Raw genomic sequence first — 24906 nt, 5'->3', positions numbered from 1 at the left:
GCATCCGCCGGGCGGAACGGCGGCACGGCAGGGTGTGCCCCGTGACATCCGGCCGCGAAGGGAGCAGGCTGGGGCGCATGGGCAAAGTGACGATCTCATTCGAAATGACGCTCGACGGCGTGTTCGACCAGATGGAGCACTGGTTCGACGTGAACGATCCCGAGCTGGTGCGCCACTCCGACGAACTCGTCTTCGGTGCCGACGCGGTGCTGGTCGGCCGCAAGGCCTACGAGTTCTTCCGCGAGTACTGGCCTGCGCAGACCGATGAGCGCGGCTTCGCCGCGCATTACAACGCGCTGCCGAAGTACGTCGCCTCGACGACGCTGACGGGTCCACTCGACTGGAACGCCACGCTCATCGAGGGCGATGTGGTCGAGGCGGTGCGGCGCCTGCGCGACCAGTACGAGTCGATCATCTCGCACGGCTACGGCCAGTTGGCCGCCACGCTCGTCGACGCAGGCCTGGTCGACGAGGTGCACGCGGGAATCCATCCGTTCCTGGTGGGCAACGCCGAGGATCGGCTGCGCACGCCGCACCCCGTGGGGCTGCGACTGCTCGGAGCGGAGACGTTCGACTCGGGCATCATCGCCGCCAGGTACGCGCCGGCGTAGCAGCCATGGAACATTCCGACGGCGAGCGGATGTCCCGGGCCGAGGTCGAGTCGCTGTGGATTCCGCGCCCCGACGGCGCGGTGATCGCGGCCGAGCTCATCTGCTCGCCGGGACATCCGCTCGTCCTGCTCGTCGCCGGCGGCGAGTCGTCCATGGACTGGTGGCGACCCGCGTTCTGCGACCTGCTCGTCGCCCGCGGGCTGCGGGTCGCGCGCTACGACCAGCGCGGCATGGGCGAGACGTCGCTCGGACCGCCGGGCACGCGCCGCGATGGCCTGGCCGTGGGGGTCGATGACGCCCTCGCCCTGCTCGACGCCGCAGGCGCACGCGAAGCCCACTGGGTCGGGTTCTCGGCGGGTGGATGGGTGTGCCAGCTCGCCGCGCTCGACCACGCCGATCGGGTGCGGGCGCTGACGCTCGTGTCGACGAGTCCGACGATGTTCGAGGCCGACGCCGACCTCCCCGGTGCGGCCGCACGGCTCCGCGAGGCGTGGGCGAACCCGCATCCCGATCCCGACTGGAACGACGCGGATTCCGTGATCGAGCACTACATCGAGATCGATCGCGACTATGCGGGCGACGAGTTCGACGAGGCGCACGACCGTGCGATCTGGACCGACACGGTGAGAAGGTCACCGGGCATGCATCGTGACGAGGGTGGGGCCGACGAGTTCGAGGATGCGGCGCGCTGGCGCGAACGGCTCGGGGATGTCCGCGTGCCGACGACCGTGGTGCACGGAACCGCCGACCCGATGTTCCCGATCGGCCACGGTGAGGCGCTGGCGCGGGACATCCCGGGGGCGAGGCTCGTGCCGGTGCCCGGCGGCGGGCACGAGCTGCCGCCGAGCGCCTGGCCGTTCGTGGTCGAGGCGGTCACCGGCGCCCGCTCTTGACCGGTGTTCGAGCCGATCAGGGCGCAGGCGCCGGGCCGAAGAGGCCTGCGCCGTGCTGCTCGAGGAACGCGTGCGCCTGCCGATACGTGGCGGGCGTGGCATCCGACACACCTTTGTGCGCCGCCAGTAGGCCCAGGAGGCCGCGGCCGGGTGGGCTGAGCGGGCGGTCGTCGTCGCCGGTGGGCACGGGGTCGGATGACTCGGGGTTGCGCGGTGTGTACTGCGGATGCGTCTGCGGCCAGGCGGACGCAGGGCGCGGCTCGGTCAGGGTGACGGCGAGGTCGAGCGTCGGTGCCCCGCGGTCGCGGGCGGTCAGCGGCTCGAGGTCGTACTTGGTCGTGAGCGTGCTGATGACGCAAGCGTGATGCATGGGGTCGTTGATCACCCGGCCGGCCGCCGTGTAGGCCGAGATCGCGATCGCCGGCACGCGTAGGCCGAGACGGTCGAACGCGAAACCCATCTCGCCATCGGCGCCGTCGCCGGGCGGCACCGCTGCGGGCGGCGGAACGTGGTCGAACGTGCCACCGTGCTCGTCGAAGGTCACCAGCAGCATCGTGTTCATCGCGTTCGACCCATCGTGGGAGTCGGCGGCCCGCACCGCCGAGTAGATCTCGTGCAGCAACGCCTCGCCCGCGCGCACGTCGGAGACGGCTCCGCCCGTGACGCGCACGCCGTCGACCTCGGTCGTGCGCACGTCGCCGACCGGCGGATGCATGTCGTTGTGGTCGTAGGCCATGCGCGGCTCGATGAACGCGTAAGCAGGCAGGGTGCCGTCGGCGCAGGCCTGGTAGAAGTGGCTCATCGGAAAGAACCGGCTGCGCCAGTACGGCTTCAGCGCGCGCTCGTGCATGAGACCGGTCAGCGACACGCGCTGGCGGTCGTCGTAATAGACCGCCCACGAGATGTCGTCCTCTTCGAGCCGGTTGAAGATCGTCGGCGTGTCGGCCCGTTTGCTGCGCCATTTCGCATATCCGCCGTCGTCGTGGTTCGTGACGAAGCCGTGCGACGTCGAGCCGTGGAAGAAGGCCCGGTTCGCGAACGTCGGCCCCGGCACCGCGCAGTGCCAGTGATCGAATACCGCGAAGCCCCGCGCGAGCGTCGAGAGCACGGGCAGCATGTCGGGCGAGAACGCGCCCATCGCGACCCGTGCCTCCTCGTGCGTCGGTGCGGTGCCGCGCTCGGCGTGGAACGTGTTGACGTAGTCCTTCACGAAGCCATCCATCGGCGGGGGCGCTGCGGCCGTCGCATCGCGCGGCGTGTTGAAGGGTGCCTGCATCTGCGCCACCTGCGCGTGCGCATTCGACGACGGGTCGACAGTGCCGAACAGCTGCGTGTTCACGTGCGGGTAGTCCTCGCCCGGGTCGGGCCGCGGACTGCTCATGATCTCGTCGGTCGACCCGGTGTAGACATGGGTCTCGACGGGTCGGTTCTCGTGGTCGCGGTTGCTGAACGGCCCCTCGTTGATGCCTGCGAACACCTGCCCCTCGGGGACGCCCGCCTCGTAGAGGTAGCCGAGCAGGTTGTCGAACGAGCGGTTCTCGAACATCACCACGACGAGGTGATCGAACCCGGGCCCGCTCGCGCGCGGCGGGATCGTGCCCTCGGGCAGCGGTGAAGGCGGTGGGTCGGATGCCTCGTCCGCACCGGTCGCACCCGGCCGCCCCGCGCCGGCAACACCGATCGCATAGCCGGCCGCACCACCCACCGCGGCCCCGGCCGCAGCGGCGCCGCCGACGCGCAGGAACTCTCGTCGGGAGGGCTGGGTGCCATCGCCGTCTTCGTGCGTGCGGTCGGCCATCACCGCACACACTAGGCCAGCCGGTCGCCGAGCGACAGGAGGCCGCGCCCCGTGATGTCCCTCCCGTCTGGTCCCGCCACCGATCTGCTGGGCTGCAACCGCTCCAGAGCGTGCGCGACCTGCCCGGCAGTTTCCCCTTCACGGGTGTACCACCCGCACGCGGTCGGCGCCCGCCAGATAGTCTCCCGACATGCGCGCGACCGATGTCGAGTCACCAGCGGGCCTCACGAGTTCCGAAGTGGCGCAGCGCGTCGCCGACGGTCGGTCGAACGCGTTCACGCAGCAGTCGAGCCGCAGCGCCTCGAGCATCATCCGGGCGAACGTGCTCACGCTGTTCAACGGGATCATCGGTGCCTGCTTCCTCGTACTGCTGCTGCTCGGGCGCTGGCAGGACGCCCTGTTCGGCATCAGCGCGATCGCGAACACCGTCATCGGGTCGGTGCAGGAGTTCCGCGCGAAGGCCGCGCTCGACCGGCTCGCACTGCTGCACGCGCCGCGCGCGCGGGTGCGCCGCGACGGCGCCATCACCGAGGTCGCCGTCGCAGACATCGTGCTCGACGACGTGCTCGTGCTCCGCGCGGGCGACCAGGTCCCTGCGGATGCTCGGGTCGCGGCATCCGCTCGCCTGCAGCTCGACGAGTCGATGCTCACCGGCGAGTCCGACGCCGTCGACAAGGCACCCGGCGACGACGTGCTCTCGGGGTCGGTGGTCATCGCCGGCGAGGGTGAGGCGATCGTGGTGCGCGTGGGCGCCGAGTCGTTCGCGAACCGGCTCGCGGCCGAGGCCAAGAAGTTCTCGCTCGTCGCGAGCGAGCTGCGCTCCTCGATCGACAAGGTGCTGCGGGTGGTCGCGTGGATCGTCGGACCGATCGCGCTGCTCGTGTTCAACGCGCAGATGTTCGTGTTCGGCGGCTGGGAGCAGGCGCTCGAGTCGGGCGACTGGCGCCAGGCTGCCGTGAATACGATCGCGGCGCTGGTGGCGATGATCCCGCTGGGATTGGTGCTGATGACGAGCATCACCTTCGCCGTCGGCGCGGTGAAGCTCGCGCGACAGCAGGTCCTGGTGCAGGAACTCGCTGCGGTCGAGGGCCTCGCGCGCGTCGACCTCATCTGCCTCGACAAGACCGGCACCCTCACCGAGGGCACCATCGCCTTCGATGCCGAACACCGGCTCGGCACGAGCGCTGCCGACGGCCGACCCGAAGGCGGCGGCTGGCGCAAGGTGCTCGGCTGGTACGGCAGCGAACCCGACGCGAACGCCACCGCCCGCTGCCTCGCCGAAGCCTACGATTCGGCGCCGGCTGCGGCGCCGGTCGCGCGCATCCCGTTCTCGTCAGCCCGCAAGTGGAGCGCGGTCGCCTTCGCCGAAGACACGGATGCCGCGGGCAGCTGGGTGCTCGGCGGACCCGAGATGGTCTTCCCCGACGATCGACTCGCCGGCGACTCGCGCGAGCTCGCGACATCCGGACTTCGCACGCTCGTGCTCGCGCACAGCGCCGAGCCGCTCGACGAAGCGGCCGAACGACTGCCCGCCGCGCTCGAACCGGTCGCGCTCATGACGTTCCGCGAACGGATCCGTCCCGATGCCGCCGAGACCCTCGCGTACTTCGCGCAGCAGGACGTGGCCGTGCGCATCATCTCAGGCGACAACCCTGAGACCGTCGCCGCGATCGCCCGCAGCGTCGGCCTCGACGCGGCCGACGGCTACGACGCCAGGCAGCTGCCCGACGACCCCGCCGAGCTCGCGGCGGTGCTGCGGGAACACGTCGTGTTCGGGAGGGTGACGCCCGACCAGAAGAAGGCGATCGTGGTCGCGCTGAAGCAGGCCGGGCACACCGTCGCCATGACCGGTGACGGTGTCAACGACGCGCTCGCCATCAAGGAGGCCGACATCGGCATCGCGATGGAGTCGGGCTCGCCTGCAACCAAGGCGGTCGCGCGCATCGTGCTGCTCGACGGCAGGTTCTCGCACCTGCCTCGCGTGGTCGCCGAGGGGCGTCAGGTGATCGCGAACATCGAGCGGGTCTCGATGCTGTTCCTCACGAAGACGGTCTACGCGACCGGCCTCGCGGTGCTCTTCGGGGCGTTCGTGCTCGAGTTCCCGTTCCTGCCACGCCAGCTGTCGGTGATCGACGGTCTCACGATCGGCCTGCCCGCGTTCTTCCTCGCCCTCATGCCGAACGCGCGGCGGTACGTGCCGGGGTTCCTGCGGCGGTCGCTGACCTTCGCGATCCCGGCAGGCATCGTCGTCGCCATCGCGCTGTTCGTCTACAGCTGGGCGGCGACTCAGGCGGGCATCGGCGAGGACGAGCTGCGAACGGGGTCGACCATGCTGCTCACCATCATCGGCCTGTGGGTGCTCGTCGTGCTCTCACGGCCGATCGATGGGTGGAAGATCCTCATCATCGGCGCGATGATGGTCGGCCTGATCCTCGTCTACTCGGTGCCGCTGGTCACGGAGTTCCTGGTCCTCGTCGACCCGTCGATCATCACGTCGTTGCTCGTGCTCGTCGTGTCGGTGGTGAGCATCGCCGCGATCGAGGTCATCCGGTTCGTGCACCGTCGCTACGTGCGAAGGACCGCGCGGTTCGACCCGTCCACAACACCGTGACGACGGCTGCCTTGAGCACCACGTTCACGATCACCGACCAGGTATCGGGCGACGAGACGAGGGTGACCACGTCGAACACGATCGAGATGCCGAGCAGTACCGTCACGAGCACCCGGGCGTCGCGACGACCGCGTGTGAGCCCCGCGGCGATCGTGATGACGAAGAGGCCGAGCAGCACGGTGCAGGCGCCGACGATGGTGAAGACCGCGCGCTCGGTCGCCGTCGTGTCGGGCAGGTACCGGGCGAACATGAGCGCGATGCCCGCGAGGATCTGCACGATGCCGGTGAGGTAGCCGAGCACGACCGCCACGATGAGCTCGGGCAGTCGCCTCCGGGGCGGCGTGAGCGGCGCCGTGCTCTCGCGATGGTCGGCCATACCGGCGACCCTAGTCGAGGAGGCATCAGACGGCGTATGGCGGTCTCAATCCGACAGGCGCGCGCTGACGACGTGCATCGTGTCGCCGTCGACGCGGACGACGCAACGGATCTGGGCGTGATCGGCGCGGCCCGAGTCGTCGACGGAGGTCACGGTGCCCGACACGCGCTGGGCGCCGTCGGCCTCGGTGATCTTCAGGGATCGGCTCACCTCGATCTCGGAGTGCCCACGCGATTCGAGGGTGGCCACGATGGTCGACCGGCACATCGACTCCACGGTCGCCGGCGGCTGCGCTCCCGCCGCCACGACGGCCGCGAGCACCGCCGCGCCGCCCGCGATCACCACGACAGGCACCGCGATGCGCGCCCACAGCGGTGTTCGCGCGAGCCAGCCCGAATTCGGTTCGGATGTCCCAGGGTCGAGCCGGCCGGTATCTGGGGTCATGGCAGCAAGGTAGGCGGTGCGACTCGCCGCGTCATCCGTGTGCTGCACGGATCTCGCGTCGCACCGCAGAGCGGGCGTTACCTCACTCGCCCCGCGATGCCTCGTCCGGAACCCGGTACTTGAATCCGACGTGCGAGCCGTGGAACCCGAGGCGCTCGTAGAAGCGGTGGGCGTCGGCGCGGGCGGCATCGGAGGTGAGCTGTACGAGGGGTGAGCCGAGCGCCGGCGCTGCGACATCCCTGACCCAGGTCATCATCGCGGTGCCGATGCCGGACGAGCGTGATTCGCTGCGCACCCGCACCGCCTCGACCTGGAGGCGGGTCGCACCGCGGCGCGCCATGCCGGGGATCCGCGTGAGCTGAAAGGTGCCGACGAGCCGGCCCGCCGGGTCGGTCGCCACCAGCAGGTCGTTGCTCGCATCGCCGATGATCTGCTCGAGCGCGTCGAGGTAGGCGAGCCGGTCGTCCGGCGCCGCGACATCGCCACGGGAGGCGCTGACCGCGTCGTCGGCCAGCAGCGCCATCAGCCGGTCGAGGTCATCGGATGTCGCGCGGCGGAGAGTGATCTGGCCTGAGGGGCCGTCGAAGATGGCGGGGAGGTCGAGATCGCGGAGCATTCCTCCAGTGTTCCAGCGAGCGACGACGCGCATTGCTCATCCGAGGTCGCACCATTGCCTCACCGTACGTGCGAGAGCTTCTTCGGGTTGCCGACGCCGTGGATGACCGAGATCCGGTCGTCTGCGAACTCGAGTGCGAGCACGGAGATGACCCGACCCCGGCGGCGCACGACGATCCCGGGTTCGGCGTTCACCTCCGCGACCTCGAAGTCGAGGCCGCGACCGCCGACACCAGCGAGGAACCGGCGGGCGAGGGTCTCGGCTCCGACCACCACCTCGGTCGGTGCATCCGGGAAGACACCGCCGGAGTCGAAGTGGCCCGTGGCGTCGGCGGCGAGCACCGCGACCAGTCCGTCGAGGTCGCCGTCTGAGGCTGCGGCGGCGAATCGCTCCGACAATCGGCGGGCCGCGGCGGGGTCGACGGCGAATCGGGCCTCGCCGTGCGCGGCGATGCGCTTCCGGGCGCGCGACGCCGACTGCCGCGCGCTCGCCGGGCTCACGCCGAGGACCTCGGCGATGCGGTCGAAGCCGAGGTCGAAGACGTCGTGGAGGAGGAACGCCGTCCGCTCCGCGGGCGTGAGCTGTTCGAGAACGACGAGCAGCGCCATCCGCACCGAATCGTCGAGTGTGACACGGTCCTCGGGGAGGATCCGCTCGTCGGTGACGATCGGCTCGGGCAGCCATGGCCCGACGTAGGTGCGACGGGAGTTCTCGTGTGCTCGCAGCCGGTCGATCGCGAGACGCGACGCGACCGTGATGAGCCATGCGCGCGGCTCGTCGAGCGGTGGCGCGTCGGGCTCGTCGCCGCGAGCGAGCAACCGAAGGTACGTCTCCTGGGTGACATCCTCGGCCTCGGCGACGGATCCGAGCACCCGGTAGGCGACGTCGCGGACGACGTGCCGGTGCGCGGTCCACAGGTCGGCGAACTCGGTCATGACATGTAGACGATCCACCCGCAGCGAATGTGACGCAAGCACGGATGTCGCTTGCGATGTCCATCGGATGTCACATCGACCCCGGGTCATCCGTTCTCTCTGCATGAACGAGACGTCTCATCGGTCCCGACTCCACGATCCGCGCGTCGGCGGAGGGCCTCCCCGCCGCCTCGTGAAGGCCACGGCGCCGGTCGCGCGCGCATTGGCGGGTCGCCGCTGGATGCCGTTCTGGGCGCTCATCTGCCATCGCGGACGCCGGAGCGGCACCGCCTACGAGACGCCGATCGCGGTCGTGCCGACGACGGACGCCTCCATCGTGATGATCGGCCTGCCATGGGGCGCGAAGACCAATTGGGCTCGCAACGTCGTGGCGGCGGGTGGCGCATCGCTTCGGTGGAGGGCGCGCGATATCGAGCTCGTCCGTCCGCGGATCGTCGACGGAGCGGACGCCGAGCGGCTCGCGAGGGCGCCGTTCCGCCCGGTGCTCAAGCGGTTCCCCGCGGCGATCGTGTTCGAGCGGGGCTGACCGGCAGCGGCGAGCGAGTATGATCAGGACGGGTCAGTGCGTCGCAGCGACCCAGTCCCTCAATGCGCCGACCGAGATTCCGTGAGCGCCGTGCCCCTTTCCGAGACCGGCTGCGGCGATGATCTGCTCTGCTGAACAGCCTGCGGTGTCGGCGAGGGTGTACCGAATGACTCCGTCGCGATCCGCGAACCCGGCCACCGAAGTCGACCACAACCGGTTCGGGCGGAGGTCGGGCGCGTCACCGAACGTGGTGCCGGCGCACTGGTCCGCGGCATCCGCTACCTTGTCCCCGTCCTCGTCGGAGGTGTCGATCACGACACGGAAGGCGAGGTCGAGATCGGCCTGGGCGACATCATCGAGGAAGCTGGTTCCTCCGTTGTATCCGTAGGCGCCCCACACGAAGGCCTGGTTCTGGCATTCGGGGATGTGCTCGAATTCGAAGGAGTACCGGTTGCCGGCGACGACCGGGAGCGGTGCTTCGAGAGTGAAGACTCTCGGCTCGAAGCCGAAATCGTCGGCGAACGACACCAGTTGTGTAGAGACTGGTTCGCCCGACGTACCGTCGCCGTCGTAGACGCTGAGCGTCGTCGTTGCCTCGATTCCCGAGCGGAAGATGGTGACCTCCGTCACCGATCCGGTCGCGGTGGCGGTGAACGACTGTCCGAGCGCTTCGTCGTTGCACAGCGTGAATCCGAAGTCGAACGGGGACTCAGGATCGGCGCTCAGATGTTCGATCACGACCTCTTCGGCCGACGCCGCGCTCGCCGTGCCGAGAGTGAGCAGTGCGACCGCTCCCATGCCGACGAACATGCGAACCCCGGCCGTTCGCGCAATTCCGTGCTTGCCCATGGACCACTCCGTCCTGACATCGGCACCGTCGGCCGAAGCCGCCATCACCCTAGAGCGTGGCGAAAGCGGAGGAAAGCCCCCGTTCGTGGGCTGCAACGGTCTTCCGCCTTCGCGCTGACGCCCTGACGCCTGACATCCGGACGCCCTGACGCCAAGAACATGCAACCCACGGGTTGCGATTCGGTCATCGATATGCAACCATCTGGTTGCAACAGTCTCGAACGAACGACGACACGAATGGAGGCGCGCGATGCTGCTCGAGAACAAGGTGGCCGTGATCCATGGCGGTGGCGGTTCGATCGGAGGCGCGGCCGCGCGAGTGTTCGCCCGCGAGGGCGCGCGGCTGTTCCTCGCGGGCAAGAGCCTGCCGCGCCTCGAGGCTGCGGCATCCGTCGCGAGGGCCGAGGGGGCGGATGTCTCGATCGCCGTCGTCGACGCGATGGACCAAGCCGCGGTCGACCGGCACGTCGACGAGGCGGCGGACGCTGCCGGCCGCATCGACATCGCCCTGAACACGGTCGGGTTCGACCACGTGCAGGGCCTCCCGATCGCCGAGACGTCGCTCGACGACTACCTGCACCCCGTCGTCGGGTACCTGCAGACGAACTTCGTGACCGCGAAGGCCGTGTCGCGGCACATGATCGCACAGGGGAGCGGTGTGGTCCTCACGATCTCGACGCCGGGTGCGCGCCTCACCGGTCGCGGGCTCCTCGGCAATGCTGCCCAGTCGGCCGCGCTTGAGGGGTTCTCGCGGGCGCTCGCCGGCGAGCTCGGGCCCGATGGTGTTCGGGTGGTCTGCGTGCGTCCGCACGCGATGTCGGATGCCCTCGCAACCTCGTACACGGGCGAGATGTTCGGCCGCATCGCCGACGCCGGCGGCATCCCGATGGATCAGTGGCTCAACGGCTTGGTCGGCATGACCCTGCTCGGCCGACTGCCGGTGCTCGACGAGGTCGCGGAGTACCTCGCATTCGCGGCATCCGATCGTGCCCGCTCGATGACCGGGGCGATCGCGAACCTGTCGGCCGGAGCGCTCGTCGACTGAGCCGCGACATCGGGCTCGGGCACCGCCCGAGCGTCAATCAGTAACTGTCACGTAGCAACAACCGAGGAGTGAGACATGACCGCCAACCGCCGCACACCGACCCGCCCGATGCTCGTGCTCGCCGTCTTGTTCGCGGGTGCGTTCGTCATGGGCTGCGCCGAGATGCTCGTCGTCGGCCTGATCGACCTGATCGCCGTCGACCTGTCGGTCTCGGTACCGGCCGCGGGCGCGCTGGTCACCGCCAACGCGCTGGGGCTGGCGATCGGTGGCCCGCTGCTGACGTTCCTGACGACGCGATTCGATCGGCGACAGGTGCTGCTCGCCACGCTGGTCGTGTTCGTGCTGGCGAACCTCCTCCCGGCGTTCGGCGCCGACTATGCGACATCCCTCGTCGCTCGTGCGGTCATCGGCGCGGCACAGGGGCTGTTCATCGCGGCCGCCATGGTGACGGCGACCTCGATCGTGCCGCCCGATCGTGCCGGCCGCGCGATGGCCGTGGTCATCACCGGATTCGCGTCGGCGAGCGCGCTGGGGCTGCCGCTGGGCACGCTGCTCGGGCAGGCGGTCGGCTGGCGCGGATCGTTCGCGGCGGTCGTCGCGGTCGCGCTGGCCATCCTGCTCGTCGCCGCCCGGGTCCTCCCGTCGGTGCCGACACCCCGCCAGGGCGATGCCGTCGGACAGGCCCGGTTCGCCTTCGCCCCGCGGGTACTCGCCGTGCTCGGCCTGGCGGCGCTGATCTTCGTGGCCATCCAGTCGGCAGTCACCTATCTGGTTCCGTTCCTTGCCGAGCAGACGGATGTCTCAGGCCCGGCGGTCGGCGCATACCTGATGGCCTACGGCGTCGCGACCACCATCGGCTCGTTCGTCGGCGGCCGCTTCGCGGATGCGAACGCCACGCGCGCGCTGATCGTCGGGGCGGCGGGCGTCACGGTCTCACTCATCGTGCTGCTCAGCTTCGGCGGCAACCCGTTCGTCGTCGCCCTCGCCGTGATCGGCATCGGGCTGTTCGGCATGGCGACGGGACCCTCGCTCCAGCACCGGGTCGTCAGCCTCGCCGGAGTCGGAGCGCCCCTCGCTGCCTCGCTGCCGGCGTCGGCCGTGAACGCCGGAATCGCCGGCGGAGCGTTCCTCGGGGGAGTGGCGATCAACGTCGGCGGCGTCTCAGCGGCCGTCGTGGCCGGCGCCGTCGTCGGGGCGGTCTCGATCGTCGCCGCGTGGGCGACCGGGTTCCTCAAGCCTGCGGAAGTCGCCGCACCAGAACCTGCTGCAACGCGTTAGCCGCGAGTTGCGGCGAGGCCTCAGCCGACGCGAACGTCTTGACTGCTCGGCGGCGACAGCGTCACGGCGCGCCAAGACGGGTGCCCTCCCGCTCTGCACGAGCGGGAGGGCACCCGGGTCACCGAGAGGCGCGATCAGCCCGCCGCGTAGACGCCGAGTTCCCAGATGGAGTAGCCCCACGTCGTCTTGCGGTCGATGCCCTGCATGCGCACGTACTGAACCGGGTCGCCGGCATCGAACGTGAACAGGTCGAGCCCGCAGGTCGAGTCGTCGACCGTGCGGATCGTCGTCCACGTGACTCCATCGTTCGAGGTCTGCAGCGCGTACTCGTTCGCGCACGCCGACTCCCAGTTGAGCGTGATGCCCCGCACGACCGTCGGCTCGGCGAGCTTCACCTGCACCCACGAGTCGTCGCTGTATCCCGACGCCCAACGGGTCGACAGGTTGTCGTCGTTGACGTTCTTGGTGCCGAACTGCGGCACCTCGACGCTCGACGCGGTCGCCGTGCCCTGCGGCGCGACGTTCACGACGTCACCCGCCTCCCACATCGCGAGCGTGAACCCGATGCGACCGTGGAAGAGGTCGAGCACACCGTCGGCGATGCGCACCTTCGCCTTGCCCCAGCTGTTGTCGGCCGGGTCGACGACGGTCGCGGCAGCCTGCGCCGCGGTCGACTTGGCCGTCGCCGCGAGCTCTGCCGAGGTCGCCTCGTCGCCGTCGATCCGTGCCTGCACGGCGTCGAGCAGCTGCACGGTCGCCTGGCCCCACAGCGTCGTCGCGTCGAGCCACGGGCTCGCGTCGGCGAGGAACGCCGGGTCGGTCGGGCCGCTGCGGATGGCCGCGGGGGCGGCGGCGATGGCCTCGGCGTACTCGCGGAGATCGGCGACGGCCTCGGTCTTGTCACCGGCGTCCCACTGCTCCCAGAACCCGGCGATCGCGGCCGAGAGTTCGGGCGCCTGCGGCTGCCAGGGCGCCCCGAAGCTCGGTGCGAGGTGGTTGAGGTCGGCGAAGACGCGCAGCGCAGCGGTCGTCGCGGCATCCTCGTTCGCGACGTATCGAAGCGCCTGCGACCAGTTGGCGCCCGCGTCGTACGCCTCGTCGTTCCAGGTGAAGTCGGCGACGCCGAAGATCGCGATCTTGCTGGCCGCGGCTTGGTTCATCGGGTTCGAGACGATGCCCGAGAGGTACTCGCCGAGGCCGGCTTCGCGCTTGTCGTAGGGCGCGAGCAGCAGGCGGCCGGAGGTGTTGCCGTAGTCGTTGACGGGGTAGTTGTCCCAGAGGAAGGTCGGCCCGCCGAAGACGGTCGCGGCCTTCTGCGCCTGGGCGACGGTCACCGACTGCGGCACGACGCCCTCACCGGTCCACATCACGATGACGTCCTCGTCCATGCCGCGCAGCGCGCTCTTGTAGCCCGAATCGGTCGTGTTGTAGTACTCGGTGGGCACCATCTGCAGCGGGTACGCGCCCTCGTGCGTCTCGATGAACTCCCGTTGCACGCGGTCGAGGAAGGTCGCTTGCGCGATGCCCGCGGTGCGCCCGCTCGGCGCGCCGAACGCGGTGCGGTCGCCGTCGCAGTGCCAGCGGCCGTAGTCGATGTCGTCGAGCGGGATGTTGAATGCCCGCACGCCGAGGTCGTACATCTGCTGCAGTTTCGAGGTGAGCGCCTGGTAGTCGGCGTCGCTCGAGTAGCAGACGGTGTTGCCGGGGGAGAGGGCGAACGTGAAGCGCACGTGGTTCGCCGTCGCCGTCGTCACGAGGTCGCCGAGCTCGGCGAGCTTGTCGGCGGGGTACGGCTCGCGCCAGCGGTCGCGGTGGTACGGGTCGTCCTTCGGCGCGTAGACGTAGGTGTTCGCCTTGACGTCGCCGTAGAACTCGAGCTGGTCGACGCGTTCCTCGTGGGTCCACGGGTTGCCGTAGAAGCCCTCGATCGTGCCGCGCAGCGGCATCGACGGGTAGTCGCTGACCGAGGCGCCCGCGATGCGGTAGCCGCCGTCGTCCTTCGGCACGAACAGCTGGTCGAGGGTCTTGACCGCGTAGTACTGGCCCGCGCCGTCGACACCGCCGAGCGCGATCGTGCCCAGGGGTCCCTTCGAGGCGTCGGCCCGCAGTGCGTAGCCCTCGGCGTGGTCGGGGACATCCGTCTCGCCGAGCGCCGCCGCGATGTCGGCCCGCGACGCCGCACCCAGCGTGATGGTGAGCGGCGCGGTGCCCGTCGCCTTTACGCGCTCGTCGATGCGGTCGACGCCGTGCTCGCCCAGGGTCTCGCGCAGCTCGGCGAGGGCCGCCGCATCGGTGCCGTCGTCGACGACGATCTCGACGCGGCCCGGCACGTTGATGTCGCCGCCGGCGCGGTCGATCCACTGCGGAGTCGGGCTCACAGCGGGGAGCGGCCCCGCGGGCGGGGCCGCTGCTGCCGGAAGCGGCACGAGCACCCCCGCCAGGGCGACGGCGCAGACTCCCGCCGTCGCGAGCGTCCTACGAATTGATTGCATCATTGCCTCCAACGTCTCGACGATCCTGTTCATCGCCTGAGCAGCGGAGGTCTCGTCGCACGCCGACGGCACGCAGCACAGCACATGGCGGTAGGGCGCGCAGACGGAGCCGGAGTCGCGCGGCCTATCCCGACCGCGGGACTCGCGCGACGGGGAGATCCCGCGCCTTCAGGCCCACTTTAGTAACTCAGTAAACTAAGTTGATCTCGAACCTATGCGATCGCCGCGAGGGGCGTCAAGGGGCCGTCCCGAATTCGGCCGCTACCGCGGCGCGACTGCTTCCTCGGCGTCGTCGGACTCGATCGGCATCGCCGCGATGTCACAACCGCGCCGCGCGCGGTGTCTGCATGTCGACGGGTCATCCGGAAACCGAACCCGGGCCGTCGACGATCGCAGGAGGACACGATGACCACCCAGACACGCATCCCGCCCACCGAGCTCACCGGAATCTTCGGGGCGGTCGTGAAGGTCGCCGCCCGCCGGATGGTCGGCCGCGTGCCGGACTCGATGGGCGTGCTCGCGCACCACCCCGCCCTCATGCGGGCGTCGATGGGCATCGGCCGCAAGATCGAGGGGCTGCACGAGCTCGACCGCAATCTCGCGTCGTACGCCGTGATGGCGACGGCGGCGTTCGTCGGCTGCAGCTGGTGCCTCGACTTCAACTACTACAAGGCGCACAACGAGGGCCTCGACGAAGCGAAGGCGCGGCAGGTGCCGAACTGGCGCGAGGCACGCGTCTTCACACCCCTCGAACGCCACGTCATGGACTACGCCGAAGCGATGAGCCAGACCCCGCCGGCCGTCACCGACGAGCTGTCGGCTGCGCTGCTCGATGAACTCGGGGCGGCCGCCCTCATCGAGCTCACCGCCAAGGTCGCGTTCATGAACATGAGCGCGCGCATGAACCTGGCGCTCGGCATCCATTCCGAGGGCTACGCCGATGCGTGCGAGCTGCCGCCGCTCGTCACCCGGGCGTCTACGACGGCGGATGTCCCAACCGAGGCCCCGGCCGGAGTCGTAGGCTCGGCGTCATGACCGACGACCCGTTCGTCACCCACCGTGGCCTGCTCTTCACGGTCGCGTACGAGATGCTCGGCTCCGCGGCCGACGCCGAGGACGTGCTGCAGGAGTCCTGGCTGCGCTGGGATCAGGTCGACCGCAGCGAGGTGCGCGATCCGCGCGCGTACCTCGTGCGCGTCGTGACCCGGCAGGCCCTCAACCATCTGCGGGCGCTGGCGCGGCGGCGCGAGTCGTACGTGGGGGAGTGGCTTCCCGAGCCGCTGCTCACGAGTCCGGATGTCGCAGACGACGTCGAGCTCGCCGACAGCGTCTCGATCGCGATGCTGACCGTGCTCGAGACGCTCGGCCCTACCGAGCGCGCGGTGTTCGTGCTGCGCGAGGTGTTCGACGTGCCGTACAACGAAATCGCCGAGGCGGTCGACAAGTCGCCCGCGGCCGTGCGGCAGATCGCCCACCGCGCGAAGGAGCACGTCGCCGCCCGGCGCCCGCGCGTCGCGGTCGACCCCGCCGAGCAGGAGGCGGTCGTCGCGAGATTCCTCACGGCGGTCAACTCGGGCGACCTGCAGGGGCTGATGGACGTGCTCGCACCCGATGTCGTCTCCGTCGCCGACAGCGGCGGACTCGTGCGCGGTGCCGCGCGGCGCCCGATCCTCGGCGCCGACAAGATCGCCCGCTACCTGCTCGGCGGGCTCGCGAAGGCCCGCGTGGCGTTCGAGGCGAAGCCGACGTGGGTGAACGGCCACCCGGCGATCCGCGGCGAGGTCGACGGCGAGCTGGCCGGTGCGATCTGCTTCGAGATCGAGGGCGGACGGATCACGCGGATCTTCTCGATCGCCAACCCGAACAAGCTCGGCCGGCTCGACGAGGCGACGGAGTTGGTGCGATGACCCCGTCGGTCGAGTAGCGCCGTCGCGAAGCGGCGACGCCTCCCGTCGGTCGAGTAGCGCCGACGCGAAGCGGCGACGCGTATCGAGACCCGTCAGCGCCCGGATATCGGCTCGAACCAGCGGGCACAATTGGGGCATGGTCGAGATCTCCGACGACGACTTCGAGCGCATGGTCGCCGAGGAGTTCGACGCGCTCCCCGACGACATGGTGCGTGGGCTCGAGAACGTCGGGATCGTCGTCGAGAACCAACCGGTGGGCGAGCGGCCGCGGCTGTTCGGGCAGTACCGCGGGCATCCCCTGACCACGCGCGGGGTCTATGGCTTCGGAGAGCTTCCCGATCGGATCACGCTGTTCAAGAACAACCTTCAGGATCACAGCGCCGACCTCGACGCGCTGCGTGCGCGGGTGCACATCACGCTCGTGCACGAGATCGGTCACTACTTCGGGCTGGACGACGCTCGGCTCCGCGAGCTCGGTTGGGCGTAGGGCGCCGCATTGCGCGGGCTCCTCTCAGCGCTCGCCGCGATGCCGTGGCGGTGATCAGGCCGGGTCGATGCGCAGTACCGGCGCCGACTCGCCGATGGTGAGGTCGTCGATGACGCGGATGCCGCGCGCGAGGTCATCGACGGCCCCGATCACGGTGCCGAACCGCTCGCGATCGCCGCACACCGCCGTCACGCTCACGAAGTGCGTGCCGAGGTCCCACGTGTACGTGGCGAACGGCGGGCGACCGCCGGGCGGAAGCGGCATGACGAGCTTCTCGCCGAGGCCGAGGTAGGTGCCACGGAACTCCTCGGTGTCGTCATACTCGATCGGCATCGATGCACGGGCGACCCGCAACTGCGGTGTCGCGGTCTGCACCTGGGCCATCGCCACGACCAACTCGGGGTCGGCCTTCCAGACCCACACGAGCACCCGGCCGGCCGCCCTGCGCATCAGGAACGGAACGGCCTGACTCATCGCCCAGGCGGTGAAGCCGCCGCCCGCGCTCGACGGCGCTGCGTCGGGGCCCTTGGCCTGCGCCAGCAGCATCCCGATCGCCGCCTTTCGGTGGCGGCGACCGCGGAATCCGAGGGAGTCCGTGACGGGTACCCACTTGGATCGATCGGGCTCTGCGTGGAGTCGGGGCACCCTTCCAGCCTACGAGCCAGTGTGGCGTAGTAGGACGACGGATGCCGCTCGCTACACGTGTCCGATGCCGAAGTTCCACGGCGCGAACACCGTGTTCGACGCGCCTTCCCACTCCCACGTGTTGACCGCGACCGAGTACGCGTTCTCGTACTCGGTGTACGACTGCTGCTCGCCGATCGGCTCGCCGGTCTCGACCCGCACGTGGTCGAAGCCGTTGTCGTACCACGGCTCGCCCAACTCGGCGGCGAGCGCCTGCGCGTCGCCGCCCGGCTGGAATCCGTTGACCGTGCGCACGGCCACGCCGTCGCCGACCGTCGGCGCTCTGAAGTGCACGCTCACGTTCATGTCCACCTCGCCGTAGTTCGCGCCGCTGTCGGTCGGGACGTCGTCTTCGTGATCGTCGGTGACCCGCACGCCATCCCAGTCATACTCGGTTCTCGGTGGGGTCTCCATGCTCGCACCGTGCTCGCTCAGGGTGGGTTCTGCGCCGAGCACCGTCGACAGCGTGTCGATGAACTCGGCGCTCTCGGCGTCGTAGGAGAGCGTCGTGACGACGGCTCCGGCGGCGTCGAGGAGGTCCAAGTGCTCTGGCCGAACCACGATCGCCGAGACCGTGGTGAGCGGGTCGACTGGCTCGGGAGTCGACGTCGGAGTCATCGATGCGACCGCCTCGGGCGACGGTGTGGGCACCGGGGCCGTGCCGAACGTGCACCCCGTCAGCGCGAGAGCGGCGGCGACCGAGACGATTAGGGCGGAGCGGCGGGTGGCGACGTTCATGGGGCTCCACTTCGGGCGGTCAGCGACACTGGTCGCCACACTCTATGGCCTCTCCCCGCCTCCGCAGTTCCGGGCTGGCCCTGATGCGCCACGCGAGCTCCGCTCACCGCGGCCCGCGGCGGAACACTCCGGCGAACAGGGCGTGCAAGAGCGGGATCACCGACACCGCGATCAGCGCGACGCCCCACACCGGCTCGTCGGGGCGAAGCTGGATTCCGCCGATGAACAGGCCGACGAACAGCACCGCCGAGACGATCCGTTGGGCCGTACGCTCGAGCCGCGCCATCCGCTGCTCGAGCCGCGGCGAGTTCGCGACGAGGCGCCCCTCCTCGATGCGGTCGGCGAGCGCATCGAGGCGCTGCGGCAGCCGCGCGACCGTGGCTGCGACCGACAGCGCCTGCTGCCCGAGCGCCTGCACGAAGTTGCCGCGCTCGTCGCGCAGCAGTTGCGCGGCGTAGGGCTCGACGGCGTCCCACATGTTGAAGTCGGGGTCGAGCGAGCTGCACATGCCCGACGTGAGCGACATCGCCCGGATGACGAGCAGGAAGTTCTCGGGCAGCTGGAACGGCAGCGCCCGCATCACCTCGCCGAACTCGATCGCGAAGCTGCGCAGCTCGCGCTCGTCGATCTGCCGCACCTCGGCGAGGCCCATGCCTCCGAAGCGCGCGAACAGCTCGGTCATCGCTCGCTCGAGCTCCGCCGTATCGGCCGACGGCAGCAGAATGCCGACACCGCGGATGCTGTCGACCAGGCGTTTGCCGTCGCGCGCAGCGATCGCGAGGATGACCTGCTGAAGGCCGCGGCGCAGCCCGTCGGGCACTTCGCCCATCATGCCGAAGTCGATGAAGGTGAGCCGGTACGCCGGCGATGCGGCATCCGTCACCGTCGAAGAAGCCCGCGGCGCGGCATCCGTCACCTGTTCGACCGGCGTGATGAAGATGTTGCCGGGGTGCGGGTCGGCGTGGAAGAAGCCGTCGCGGAAGAGCTGGTCGAACATGACGGCCGCGAACTGCTTCGCCACCGCCTTCGGGTCGATGCCCGCCGCCACCAGGGACTCGCGGTCGTTGATCTTGATCGCCGTCACGTCGGCGAGCGTCAGCACGCGCCGCGTCGTGCGCTCCCAGACGACTTCGGGCGCGGCGACCCGCGGGTCGTGTGCGAAGCTCGCGGCGAACCGCTCGGCGTAGCCGGCTTCCTGCAGGTAGTCGATCTCCTCGAGGCTCGTGGCGGCGAACTCCTCGACGAGGGACGGGACGTCAACGTGGCTCGCGACGAATCTCACGCGGCTGAGCCATCCGGCGACGCGGCGCAGCGCCGCCAGGTCGACGTCGACGATCGTCTCGATGCCCGGTCGCTGCACCTTGACGACGGCCTCGTCGTACCCCATGTCGGCGGCGTCGATCGGCGAGAGCCGGGCGCGGTGCGCTTGACCGAGGGATGCCGCGGCCAGCGGTGTCGGGTCGAACCACGCGTACGCGCGCTCGAGCGGAACGCCCAGCTCGGCCTCCGCGAGCCGTTGGATCGCGTGGAACGGCACGGGCGGCACTTCGTCTTGGAGCCCGGCGAGCTCGCGCGTGATCTCGGGCGGCAGCACGTCGAGTCGCGACGAGAGGTATTGGCCGACCTTGATCATGAGGCCGCCGAGGTCAACGGCGAGCACGTGGAAGCGCTGGGCGATGCGAGTCAGCCGCGCTTCCCGCCCGCGTGCCGCGACCTTCGCCAGTCCGAGGCGGGGCAGCACGAGCTCGAACCACCAGATCTGCACGATGTGTCGCGCGGCGAACCGCAGGATCCGCCGGTAGCGGGCGCGCGTGTTGCCGACATCGGGCGTCGAGTCTCCTGGACCCCGACGTTCCGAGGGCACCGGGGTCAGTCCTGGGCGAGGATCGAGTAGAGCTTCCGACGCGCCTCGTCGAGCACGTCGACCGCCTGCTTGATCTGCTCGGGAGTGCCCGTGCGCCCGACCTGCGCCGCCGCCTGTGCGAGCTCGATGCCGGCCTTCGGGAGCGCCCCGATCGTGCCGGAGTCGCGTTCGCTCGAGGTCTGCCAGGGCGCGGGACGATCAGCGGATGCCTCGGCCTCGGCCCGCCCCGCTTCGGTCAGCGAGTAGGTCTTGCGGCCGTCCGCCTCCTCGGCGCTGATGAGCCCTTCGTCGGCGAGCAGCTGCAGCGTCGGATAGACCGAGCCCGCGCTCGGCTTCCAGGCACCGCCGCTGCGCTCGGCGATCTCGCTGATGATCTGGTAGCCGTGCATCGGCCGCTCGGCAAGCAGCGCGAGCACCGCCGCGCGGACGTCACCGCGACCCATCCGCGGCGCGACCTTCTGCTCGAACATCCCGCGAAGCCCTTCCATGGCCTCCCAGAATCCCGGACCTGAGCGGCCTTGCCCCCATCCGCCCGAGGGACCGGTGAAGCCCTCGCCCATGTACGAACCGCTCATGATGACCTCCCTGAAACGGGCCCTGGTCGGGTCTCGACGATATATCAACGATATATCGTTCGGCTGCGGAGGGGTAGACCGTGAGCCCGCGTCTACCTGAGGACGTCAGGCGTGTCTGGTGTGCCGGACTGGAGGATTGCGTAGCCGAGGCCCGAGTTGCGGATGATCGCCGTCGCCGGGAGGCTGCGGACGACCGTGAGCACGAGGAGAACTTGCAGATGCTCCGCGAGGCCGGCGCCCCAGTGGTCCGGTACGCCGAGTACTCCGGGGCGCCCGGAACGTGGGCGGTCGACGAGGACGGCAACCCCGCTCGCGCTGCAGTAGGGGAGAGACTGCAATGGAGCGATCCGAGTCCGAGGCAGCTCGTCGCGAAGTGCTGGACGACACGAGGCACTCGATCGAGATGGATGGCGGCCGCGTGTCGGCCGACACGCGGCCCTGTACGAGCGCTGGGCCGCCCGCGAGATCTCGCTCGAGGAGAAGCTCGACGAGGTGCACCGGCTCTACCCGAGCTCGGCGCGCGGCGCCACCCGCTGATGGGACGGCGGCCGCGGGGCGGCCAGTAGTCTCTCGGGGTGACGACCGACCTGGACTGGCAGACGGTGCCCGTGGGCGCCAATGATCTTCACCTCGTCGACGCGACGGTGCAGCGCATCGCCATCGCGCTCGGGCGGCTCATCGCCGGCATCCGTGCGAACGGCCCCGGCGAAGGATCGCGTGCCGCGGCCGACCTTGCCTCACCGCTCAACATCCAGAGCTCCGACGGCAGCACCCACCTCGCGCATGCGCAGGCCTCTGCGTGGATCGCCTGCCTCGCCGGCGCCGATCACATGCTCGCATTCGCTGCCGGCATCCGGGACGGCCGCACGGTGTCGAACTGGACGCTGGCGCGCGGCGCGCTCGAGGCGTTCGCCCGGGCACGTTACCTCCTCGGCGCCGAGGGCGATGACACCGGCGCCCTCCTCGGCCGGAGCATCGCGCTCGCCCGCGCCGAGATGCGATACGCCACCGAGCCTGGTCAGATGGCAACCCGGGAGGGCGGCCCGCTGGACGTCGACGAGTACCGGGCCCAGCTCACTAGGATGCTCGCCGAGCTGGAGGTCGACGAGCCGAAAGCACCAGGTGCCACCAAGCTCACCACCGACCTCCTCGACGAGACCGCCCCCGACGCTGGAGGGCGCCGCCGCTACTCGCAGCTCTCGGCGGCCGCGCACGCAGAATCGGCCGGCATCCAGATGTTCATGACCGCCGAGCAGGACGCACTCTCGATGTCGAGGCCCCTCGTCCTCGAAGTCACCCATATGCAGACGGCCTGCTGCCTCTTCCTCGGCGACATCCTCGTGGCGTACTTCACCCCCGACCCTGACGTCACGAAACGATGGGAGGGCGAGCGCAACGCCGTGCTCCGCGACACCTGGGAGCACGCCGGCGTAACCATCGACGAGCATGGTCGGCCGGTCTACCCCGACCATGTCGAGGCCGCCGAGAACTGAGGATCTACGAAGATCATTCCCCGTCTAGGTATTCACTAGACGGGGGTAGATTCCACTAGATTCCGCCCCTGTCGCCAAGGTCGAGGCCCGAGGATGGAGCGCATGACGGAGCGACGACCTACGACGCGACGGCCCGACGCGATGGGCAGTGGTGGCTCGTCCAGGTGCCGGAGCTCGGTCGGGCAGGCCAGCGGCGTCGCCGAGGTCGGGGAAGTCGCCCGCGAAATCATCGGGCTCTCGACCGCCCCGCCGGCTTGATCCAGGTCGCAGTACGCGGCGGGGACTCGCCGAGCGCGATCGCCTACCAGTTCGCCGACGGCGGGCTCACCGCCGAGGAGACCATCGAACTGCTCGGACTCTGGCCCTACACCCCGGCCAGCGAAGCAAACCACGACCGTGCGTTCCGAGGAAGTACGGCGAGCTCGCGCAACTCGACTGAGCGAAGCGGCCGCGCCGGGGGCAGTCTGAGCGTTGGCGCGGGTTGGTGGGTACCGTGGACGCACTAGCCCCGGAGGAGCAGCATGTCACTCGAGTCCCGCCTCGGCGTTACGCCTCGTCAGCACGACCGGACGGTCGTCGAGCACGCACCCCAGCTCGTGCGTCTATTTCTCAGGGAGCACCTCGCCGAGAAGCTGGGGCCGAAGGGCGCGCTCACCTTGGTCGGCGCTGAGCTCGACGAGGACACGAGCAACTACACCAGCCCGACCTGGGTGAGCGGCAGGCTCGACGAGCTGATACCCCAACTGGACTGGCTGAGCGTGTACCGGCTGCTAGAGCAGGAGGCCCCGAAGGGCGAGACGAAGCGGGCCTGGTACGACCAGAAGGTGAACGAGGTGTTCGCGCGGGCCCGGGTCGCCTACGAGATGGTGAACGGGCATCTGCAGCGCCTCGACGAGACCGGCGCCGAGTTCGACGTCGCCGGCGACGAGCGGGACGCGCTCGAGGTGATGATCGGCCGGTACCGACCAGCCCGCGAGGAGTACCTGCGGGCGGTGCAGGCTCTCGACGCGTTCCCCGTCAGGCCGAAGGACGCGATCAGGGAGTCGGTGAACGCGCTCGAGGCGGTCTTGAAGATCATCACCGGCCGCGACAGCGTCTCGCTCGGAGATGCGGCGTCGGATCTGGTTCGTGACTCGACCCCGTGGCGCAACGCGCTCGGCGCCTCGTTGAAGTCGCTCTACGGCTACGTGTCGAAGGTGCCCGGGGCGCGGCATTCGCAGTACATCGACGCGGAGGTCACGACCGCGGAGGCCGCGCTCGTCGTCCGCATCTGCGGGGCGGCCATCGTGTACTTCATCGACCAGCACGGCAACGCGAGCGGGCGCGAGTAGATCTCTGCTCGGCACCGCGGAGCCGTTGTCGGGTCACCGGCCAGTTCGGACCTTTCGGATGTTCTCCGGCTCTGCGTAGGAGCACGGCCGTGACTGCATGTGCACGCGTATCGGTGGCCCCGGCTCCCCGAAATGACCTCCCGGACGGCGATCCAGTCCATGTGGTGCTCGCGGTGGTGGAAGTCGACGATTTCGCGCATGTCGACCTTGATCTCGGTCCCCGGGTTCCAGGGTCTCGTCCGTCAGGCGTCCTCTCCGAAGGGTCTGGGTGCTTCCCCCGCTGGCAGGCTTGGTCGTCGATCTCGCGGTTGATACCCGCGCAGCGCGCGACGACTCCGTGCCCCTCGAACGCTCGGGCGAGCGCGTCGACGAAACTGGTGTCGACGTGCAGCGAGAGATGACGACGGATGCCTCGGGCCCGAGCCGTTCGGCCACGTGGCGTCCGAAGAATCCGGTGCCGCCGGGTCGCTGTGTTTGGGTGTGTGGGGTCACGAAAGTGGATCTAGGTGCCGGCGGGTTCACCCACCAATGCACATGAGATAGCTTCGTTGAAGCTCTGTCCGCGACATCGCGGGAGTATGTCGAATCATGTGTTGTCGGGACAGTAGATGGGGGATGTGATGGCAATCGCCGTCGTGCTGGATTCTTTCCGATGGTCGACGCGCTCCTCTGCGGAAGCGGCGTTTCGTGCAATTCTCAGGGACTCGGGTTACGAGTTGAATGCACCGATAGACAGCCCTGAACATGATCAGATGCTGCGCGAGCTCCTCGAACGTCATCCGGATCACGCCGAGAAGATCGGTGGCGGAGTCGAGTTCTTTTACGTAGGTCTCACTAAGGACGGCGGCAGATCATACGTCCGGAGCGATGCTCGGGGAATCTGGATCCGACGAACGGATGGGTCAACCGTGGACTTCAGCTATCGGACAGCAATCTACGCGCATTCGCACAAGTCGGATGTGAAGGAAGCGATGAGAGGCGCGGTGGAAGGTCGACGCATCGAGTACCGCGACCGTCGCTTCGCAACGTCTAGTCCGACGGTCAGCGATTCGAGCGGCCTTCCTTTCGCGGATGAACATGAAGCGCGCGTGATCTACGAGAACCCCACGTGGGCACAGTTGACGTACGCCTTCGCCGCACGCGAAGGCGGCTGGGACGCAATAGCCGTCACGTCGGGCGATGGGAGAACGGCGATTGGCACTGCTTTTCGCGACGCAGACGTGATGGGTCGGTGGCGGGACTTTTACGACAAGCTTGCCCAGCCGCTACTGGTTGCCGCCCACGAGGCGGCACGGCGACCGCGTTCAGACGAGCGAGCGTGGCTGCCGCCGTGTTGACCTCACCTTCGTAGTC

At 69.5% G+C, this 24906-nt stretch carries 23 protein-coding genes; 12 read left to right on the top strand and 11 right to left on the bottom strand.

Annotated features, from left to right (window positions below; translation table 11 throughout):
* The first annotated feature begins 77 nt into the window (after positions 1 to 77).
* Positions 78 to 611: a dihydrofolate reductase family protein gene (locus tag LQ757_RS12485; protein ID WP_231047575.1), complete on the top strand. Its 534-nt coding sequence runs from the start codon at positions 78 to 80 to the stop codon at positions 609 to 611.
* 5 nt (positions 612 to 616) lie between these two features.
* Positions 617 to 1504 carry an alpha/beta fold hydrolase gene (locus LQ757_RS12480; protein WP_231047574.1) on the top strand — a complete coding sequence of 296 codons (888 nt, stop codon included), beginning with the start codon at positions 617 to 619 and terminating at the stop codon, positions 1502 to 1504.
* Between the two features lie 16 nt (positions 1505 to 1520).
* Here LQ757_RS12480 and LQ757_RS12475 read toward each other — a convergent pair whose 3' ends face one another.
* Positions 1521 to 3302, bottom strand: a complete 1782-nt coding sequence (locus tag LQ757_RS12475; protein ID WP_231047573.1) for an alkaline phosphatase family protein — start codon at positions 3300 to 3302, stop codon at positions 1521 to 1523.
* A gap of 190 nt (positions 3303 to 3492) precedes the next feature.
* On the opposite strand from LQ757_RS12475, the gene LQ757_RS12470 reads away from it, so the two are divergent.
* On the top strand, positions 3493 to 5913 hold the full coding sequence (locus tag LQ757_RS12470; protein ID WP_231047572.1) for an HAD-IC family P-type ATPase: 2421 nt from the start codon (positions 3493 to 3495) through the stop codon (positions 5911 to 5913).
* On the opposite strand, the gene LQ757_RS12465 is transcribed toward LQ757_RS12470, so the two are convergent.
* The 4 genes from LQ757_RS12465 to LQ757_RS12450 form a co-directional block, all read right to left on the bottom strand.
* The gene (locus LQ757_RS12465; protein ID WP_231047571.1) at positions 5846 to 6289 is read right to left on the bottom strand and encodes a DUF7144 family membrane protein; all 444 of its coding nucleotides are present in this window, start codon (positions 6287 to 6289) and stop codon (positions 5846 to 5848) included. The genes LQ757_RS12470 and LQ757_RS12465 overlap by 68 nt on opposite strands.
* A gap of 45 nt (positions 6290 to 6334) precedes the next feature.
* Entirely contained in the window at positions 6335 to 6733 is a 399-nt protein-coding gene (locus LQ757_RS12460; protein WP_231047570.1) for a hypothetical protein, read from the bottom strand.
* Between the two features lie 82 nt (positions 6734 to 6815).
* Positions 6816 to 7349 carry a GNAT family N-acetyltransferase gene (locus LQ757_RS12455; RefSeq protein WP_231047569.1) on the bottom strand — a complete coding sequence of 178 codons (534 nt, stop codon included), beginning with the start codon at positions 7347 to 7349 and terminating at the stop codon, positions 6816 to 6818.
* 59 nt (positions 7350 to 7408) lie between these two features.
* The gene (locus LQ757_RS12450) at positions 7409 to 8284 is read right to left on the bottom strand and encodes a sigma-70 family RNA polymerase sigma factor (protein ID WP_231047568.1); all 876 of its coding nucleotides are present in this window, start codon (positions 8282 to 8284) and stop codon (positions 7409 to 7411) included.
* Positions 8285 to 8456: 172 nt separating this feature from the next.
* On the opposite strand from LQ757_RS12450, the gene LQ757_RS12445 reads away from it, so the two are divergent.
* A complete protein-coding gene (locus LQ757_RS12445) occupies positions 8457 to 8810 on the top strand; it encodes a nitroreductase family deazaflavin-dependent oxidoreductase (protein ID WP_231047567.1) in 354 nt (117 codons plus the stop codon).
* A gap of 33 nt (positions 8811 to 8843) precedes the next feature.
* On the opposite strand, the gene LQ757_RS12440 is transcribed toward LQ757_RS12445, so the two are convergent.
* Complete coding sequence (locus LQ757_RS12440; protein ID WP_231047566.1) at positions 8844 to 9659, bottom strand: hypothetical protein; 816 nt, start codon at positions 9657 to 9659, stop codon at positions 8844 to 8846.
* Between the two features lie 250 nt (positions 9660 to 9909).
* Between LQ757_RS12440 and LQ757_RS12435 the strand changes: the two genes are divergently transcribed.
* Together LQ757_RS12435 and LQ757_RS12430 are read left to right on the top strand one after the other, a co-directional pair.
* The gene (locus LQ757_RS12435) at positions 9910 to 10704 is read left to right on the top strand and encodes an SDR family NAD(P)-dependent oxidoreductase (protein ID WP_231047565.1); all 795 of its coding nucleotides are present in this window, start codon (positions 9910 to 9912) and stop codon (positions 10702 to 10704) included.
* 75 nt (positions 10705 to 10779) lie between these two features.
* Positions 10780 to 11982 (top strand): MFS transporter, encoded by a 1203-nt coding sequence (locus tag LQ757_RS12430; protein ID WP_231047564.1) that lies wholly within the window; start codon positions 10780 to 10782, stop codon positions 11980 to 11982.
* Positions 11983 to 12116: 134 nt separating this feature from the next.
* On the opposite strand, the gene LQ757_RS12425 is transcribed toward LQ757_RS12430, so the two are convergent.
* On the bottom strand, positions 12117 to 14474 hold the full coding sequence (locus LQ757_RS12425) for a glycoside hydrolase family 84 protein (RefSeq protein WP_231047563.1): 2358 nt from the start codon (positions 14472 to 14474) through the stop codon (positions 12117 to 12119).
* A gap of 405 nt (positions 14475 to 14879) precedes the next feature.
* Here LQ757_RS12425 and LQ757_RS12420 point away from each other — a divergent pair, with 405 nt between their 5' ends.
* The 3 genes from LQ757_RS12420 (at position 14880) to LQ757_RS12410 (ending at position 16868) form a co-directional block, all read left to right on the top strand.
* On the top strand, positions 14880 to 15509 hold the full coding sequence (locus tag LQ757_RS12420) for a carboxymuconolactone decarboxylase family protein (RefSeq protein ID WP_231047562.1): 630 nt from the start codon (positions 14880 to 14882) through the stop codon (positions 15507 to 15509).
* Complete coding sequence (locus tag LQ757_RS12415; RefSeq protein WP_231047561.1) at positions 15506 to 16381, top strand: RNA polymerase sigma-70 factor; 876 nt, start codon at positions 15506 to 15508, stop codon at positions 16379 to 16381. Before LQ757_RS12420 ends, LQ757_RS12415 begins: the two co-directional genes overlap by 4 nt.
* Before the next feature lie 136 nt (positions 16382 to 16517).
* Entirely contained in the window at positions 16518 to 16868 is a 351-nt protein-coding gene (locus tag LQ757_RS12410) for a metallopeptidase family protein (protein ID WP_231047560.1), read from the top strand.
* Between the two features lie 54 nt (positions 16869 to 16922).
* Here the strand turns inward: LQ757_RS12410 and LQ757_RS12405 are convergent, their stop codons facing one another.
* The 4 genes from LQ757_RS12405 to LQ757_RS12390 all read right to left on the bottom strand — a co-directional run bounded on the left by LQ757_RS12405 (position 16923) and on the right by LQ757_RS12390 (position 20729).
* Positions 16923 to 17513 (bottom strand): hypothetical protein, encoded by a 591-nt coding sequence (locus tag LQ757_RS12405; protein ID WP_231047559.1) that lies wholly within the window; start codon positions 17511 to 17513, stop codon positions 16923 to 16925.
* 51 nt (positions 17514 to 17564) lie between these two features.
* Complete coding sequence (locus tag LQ757_RS12400) at positions 17565 to 18290, bottom strand: hypothetical protein (protein WP_231047558.1); 726 nt, start codon at positions 18288 to 18290, stop codon at positions 17565 to 17567.
* 103 nt (positions 18291 to 18393) lie between these two features.
* Positions 18394 to 20154 (bottom strand): ABC1 kinase family protein, encoded by a 1761-nt coding sequence (locus LQ757_RS12395; protein WP_231047557.1) that lies wholly within the window; start codon positions 20152 to 20154, stop codon positions 18394 to 18396.
* Between the two features lie 5 nt (positions 20155 to 20159).
* Positions 20160 to 20729: a PadR family transcriptional regulator gene (locus tag LQ757_RS12390; protein WP_231047556.1), complete on the bottom strand. Its 570-nt coding sequence runs from the start codon at positions 20727 to 20729 to the stop codon at positions 20160 to 20162.
* Between the two features lie 575 nt (positions 20730 to 21304).
* On the opposite strand from LQ757_RS12390, the gene LQ757_RS12385 reads away from it, so the two are divergent.
* From LQ757_RS12385 to LQ757_RS12375, 3 genes are all read left to right on the top strand, one after another.
* Positions 21305 to 22222, top strand: coding sequence for a hypothetical protein (locus LQ757_RS12385; protein WP_231047555.1), 918 nt, complete (start codon positions 21305 to 21307; stop codon positions 22220 to 22222).
* Between the two features lie 521 nt (positions 22223 to 22743).
* Positions 22744 to 23553, top strand: a complete 810-nt coding sequence (locus LQ757_RS12380) for a hypothetical protein (RefSeq protein ID WP_231047554.1) — start codon at positions 22744 to 22746, stop codon at positions 23551 to 23553.
* Positions 23554 to 24173: 620 nt separating this feature from the next.
* On the top strand, positions 24174 to 24890 hold the full coding sequence (locus LQ757_RS12375; protein WP_231047553.1) for a DCL family protein: 717 nt from the start codon (positions 24174 to 24176) through the stop codon (positions 24888 to 24890).
* Positions 24891 to 24906 lie beyond the last annotated feature (16 nt).

The sequence above is a fragment of the Agromyces cavernae genome (assembly GCF_021044935.1).
Taxonomy (GTDB): Bacteria; Actinomycetota; Actinomycetes; order Actinomycetales; family Microbacteriaceae; genus Agromyces; species Agromyces cavernae.
The sequence above is the reverse complement of the archived record's forward strand: the minus strand, read 5'-3'. Positions and strand labels throughout refer to the sequence as shown.

What these genes read in the sequence shown, in the direction of transcription:
- LQ757_RS12450 (WP_231047568.1), bottom strand. Translation starts at nt 8,284, where the DNA reads ATGACCGAGTTCGCCGACCTGTGGACCGCGCACCGGCACGTCGTCCGC.
- LQ757_RS12440 (WP_231047566.1), bottom strand. Translation starts at nt 9,659, where the DNA reads ATGGGCAAGCACGGAATTGCGCGAACGGCCGGGGTTCGCATGTTCGTC.
- LQ757_RS12485 (WP_231047575.1), top strand. Translation starts at nt 78, where the DNA reads ATGGGCAAAGTGACGATCTCATTCGAAATGACGCTCGACGGCGTGTTC.
- LQ757_RS12375 (WP_231047553.1), top strand. Translation starts at nt 24,174, where the DNA reads ATGGCAATCGCCGTCGTGCTGGATTCTTTCCGATGGTCGACGCGCTCC.
- LQ757_RS12465 (WP_231047571.1), bottom strand. Translation starts at nt 6,289, where the DNA reads ATGGCCGACCATCGCGAGAGCACGGCGCCGCTCACGCCGCCCCGGAGG.
- LQ757_RS12455 (WP_231047569.1), bottom strand. Translation starts at nt 7,349, where the DNA reads ATGCTCCGCGATCTCGACCTCCCCGCCATCTTCGACGGCCCCTCAGGC.
- LQ757_RS12435 (WP_231047565.1), top strand. Translation starts at nt 9,910, where the DNA reads ATGCTGCTCGAGAACAAGGTGGCCGTGATCCATGGCGGTGGCGGTTCG.
- LQ757_RS12420 (WP_231047562.1), top strand. Translation starts at nt 14,880, where the DNA reads ATGACCACCCAGACACGCATCCCGCCCACCGAGCTCACCGGAATCTTC.
- LQ757_RS12380 (WP_231047554.1), top strand. Translation starts at nt 22,744, where the DNA reads ATGTCACTCGAGTCCCGCCTCGGCGTTACGCCTCGTCAGCACGACCGG.
- LQ757_RS12400 (WP_231047558.1), bottom strand. Translation starts at nt 18,290, where the DNA reads ATGAACGTCGCCACCCGCCGCTCCGCCCTAATCGTCTCGGTCGCCGCC.
- LQ757_RS12480 (WP_231047574.1), top strand. Translation starts at nt 617, where the DNA reads ATGGAACATTCCGACGGCGAGCGGATGTCCCGGGCCGAGGTCGAGTCG.
- LQ757_RS12470 (WP_231047572.1), top strand. Translation starts at nt 3,493, where the DNA reads ATGCGCGCGACCGATGTCGAGTCACCAGCGGGCCTCACGAGTTCCGAA.
- LQ757_RS12430 (WP_231047564.1), top strand. Translation starts at nt 10,780, where the DNA reads ATGACCGCCAACCGCCGCACACCGACCCGCCCGATGCTCGTGCTCGCC.
- LQ757_RS12460 (WP_231047570.1), bottom strand. Translation starts at nt 6,733, where the DNA reads ATGACCCCAGATACCGGCCGGCTCGACCCTGGGACATCCGAACCGAAT.
- LQ757_RS12425 (WP_231047563.1), bottom strand. Translation starts at nt 14,474, where the DNA reads ATGCAATCAATTCGTAGGACGCTCGCGACGGCGGGAGTCTGCGCCGTC.
- LQ757_RS12475 (WP_231047573.1), bottom strand. Translation starts at nt 3,302, where the DNA reads ATGGCCGACCGCACGCACGAAGACGGCGATGGCACCCAGCCCTCCCGA.
- LQ757_RS12415 (WP_231047561.1), top strand. Translation starts at nt 15,506, where the DNA reads ATGACCGACGACCCGTTCGTCACCCACCGTGGCCTGCTCTTCACGGTC.
- LQ757_RS12410 (WP_231047560.1), top strand. Translation starts at nt 16,518, where the DNA reads ATGGTCGAGATCTCCGACGACGACTTCGAGCGCATGGTCGCCGAGGAG.
- LQ757_RS12390 (WP_231047556.1), bottom strand. Translation starts at nt 20,729, where the DNA reads ATGAGCGGTTCGTACATGGGCGAGGGCTTCACCGGTCCCTCGGGCGGA.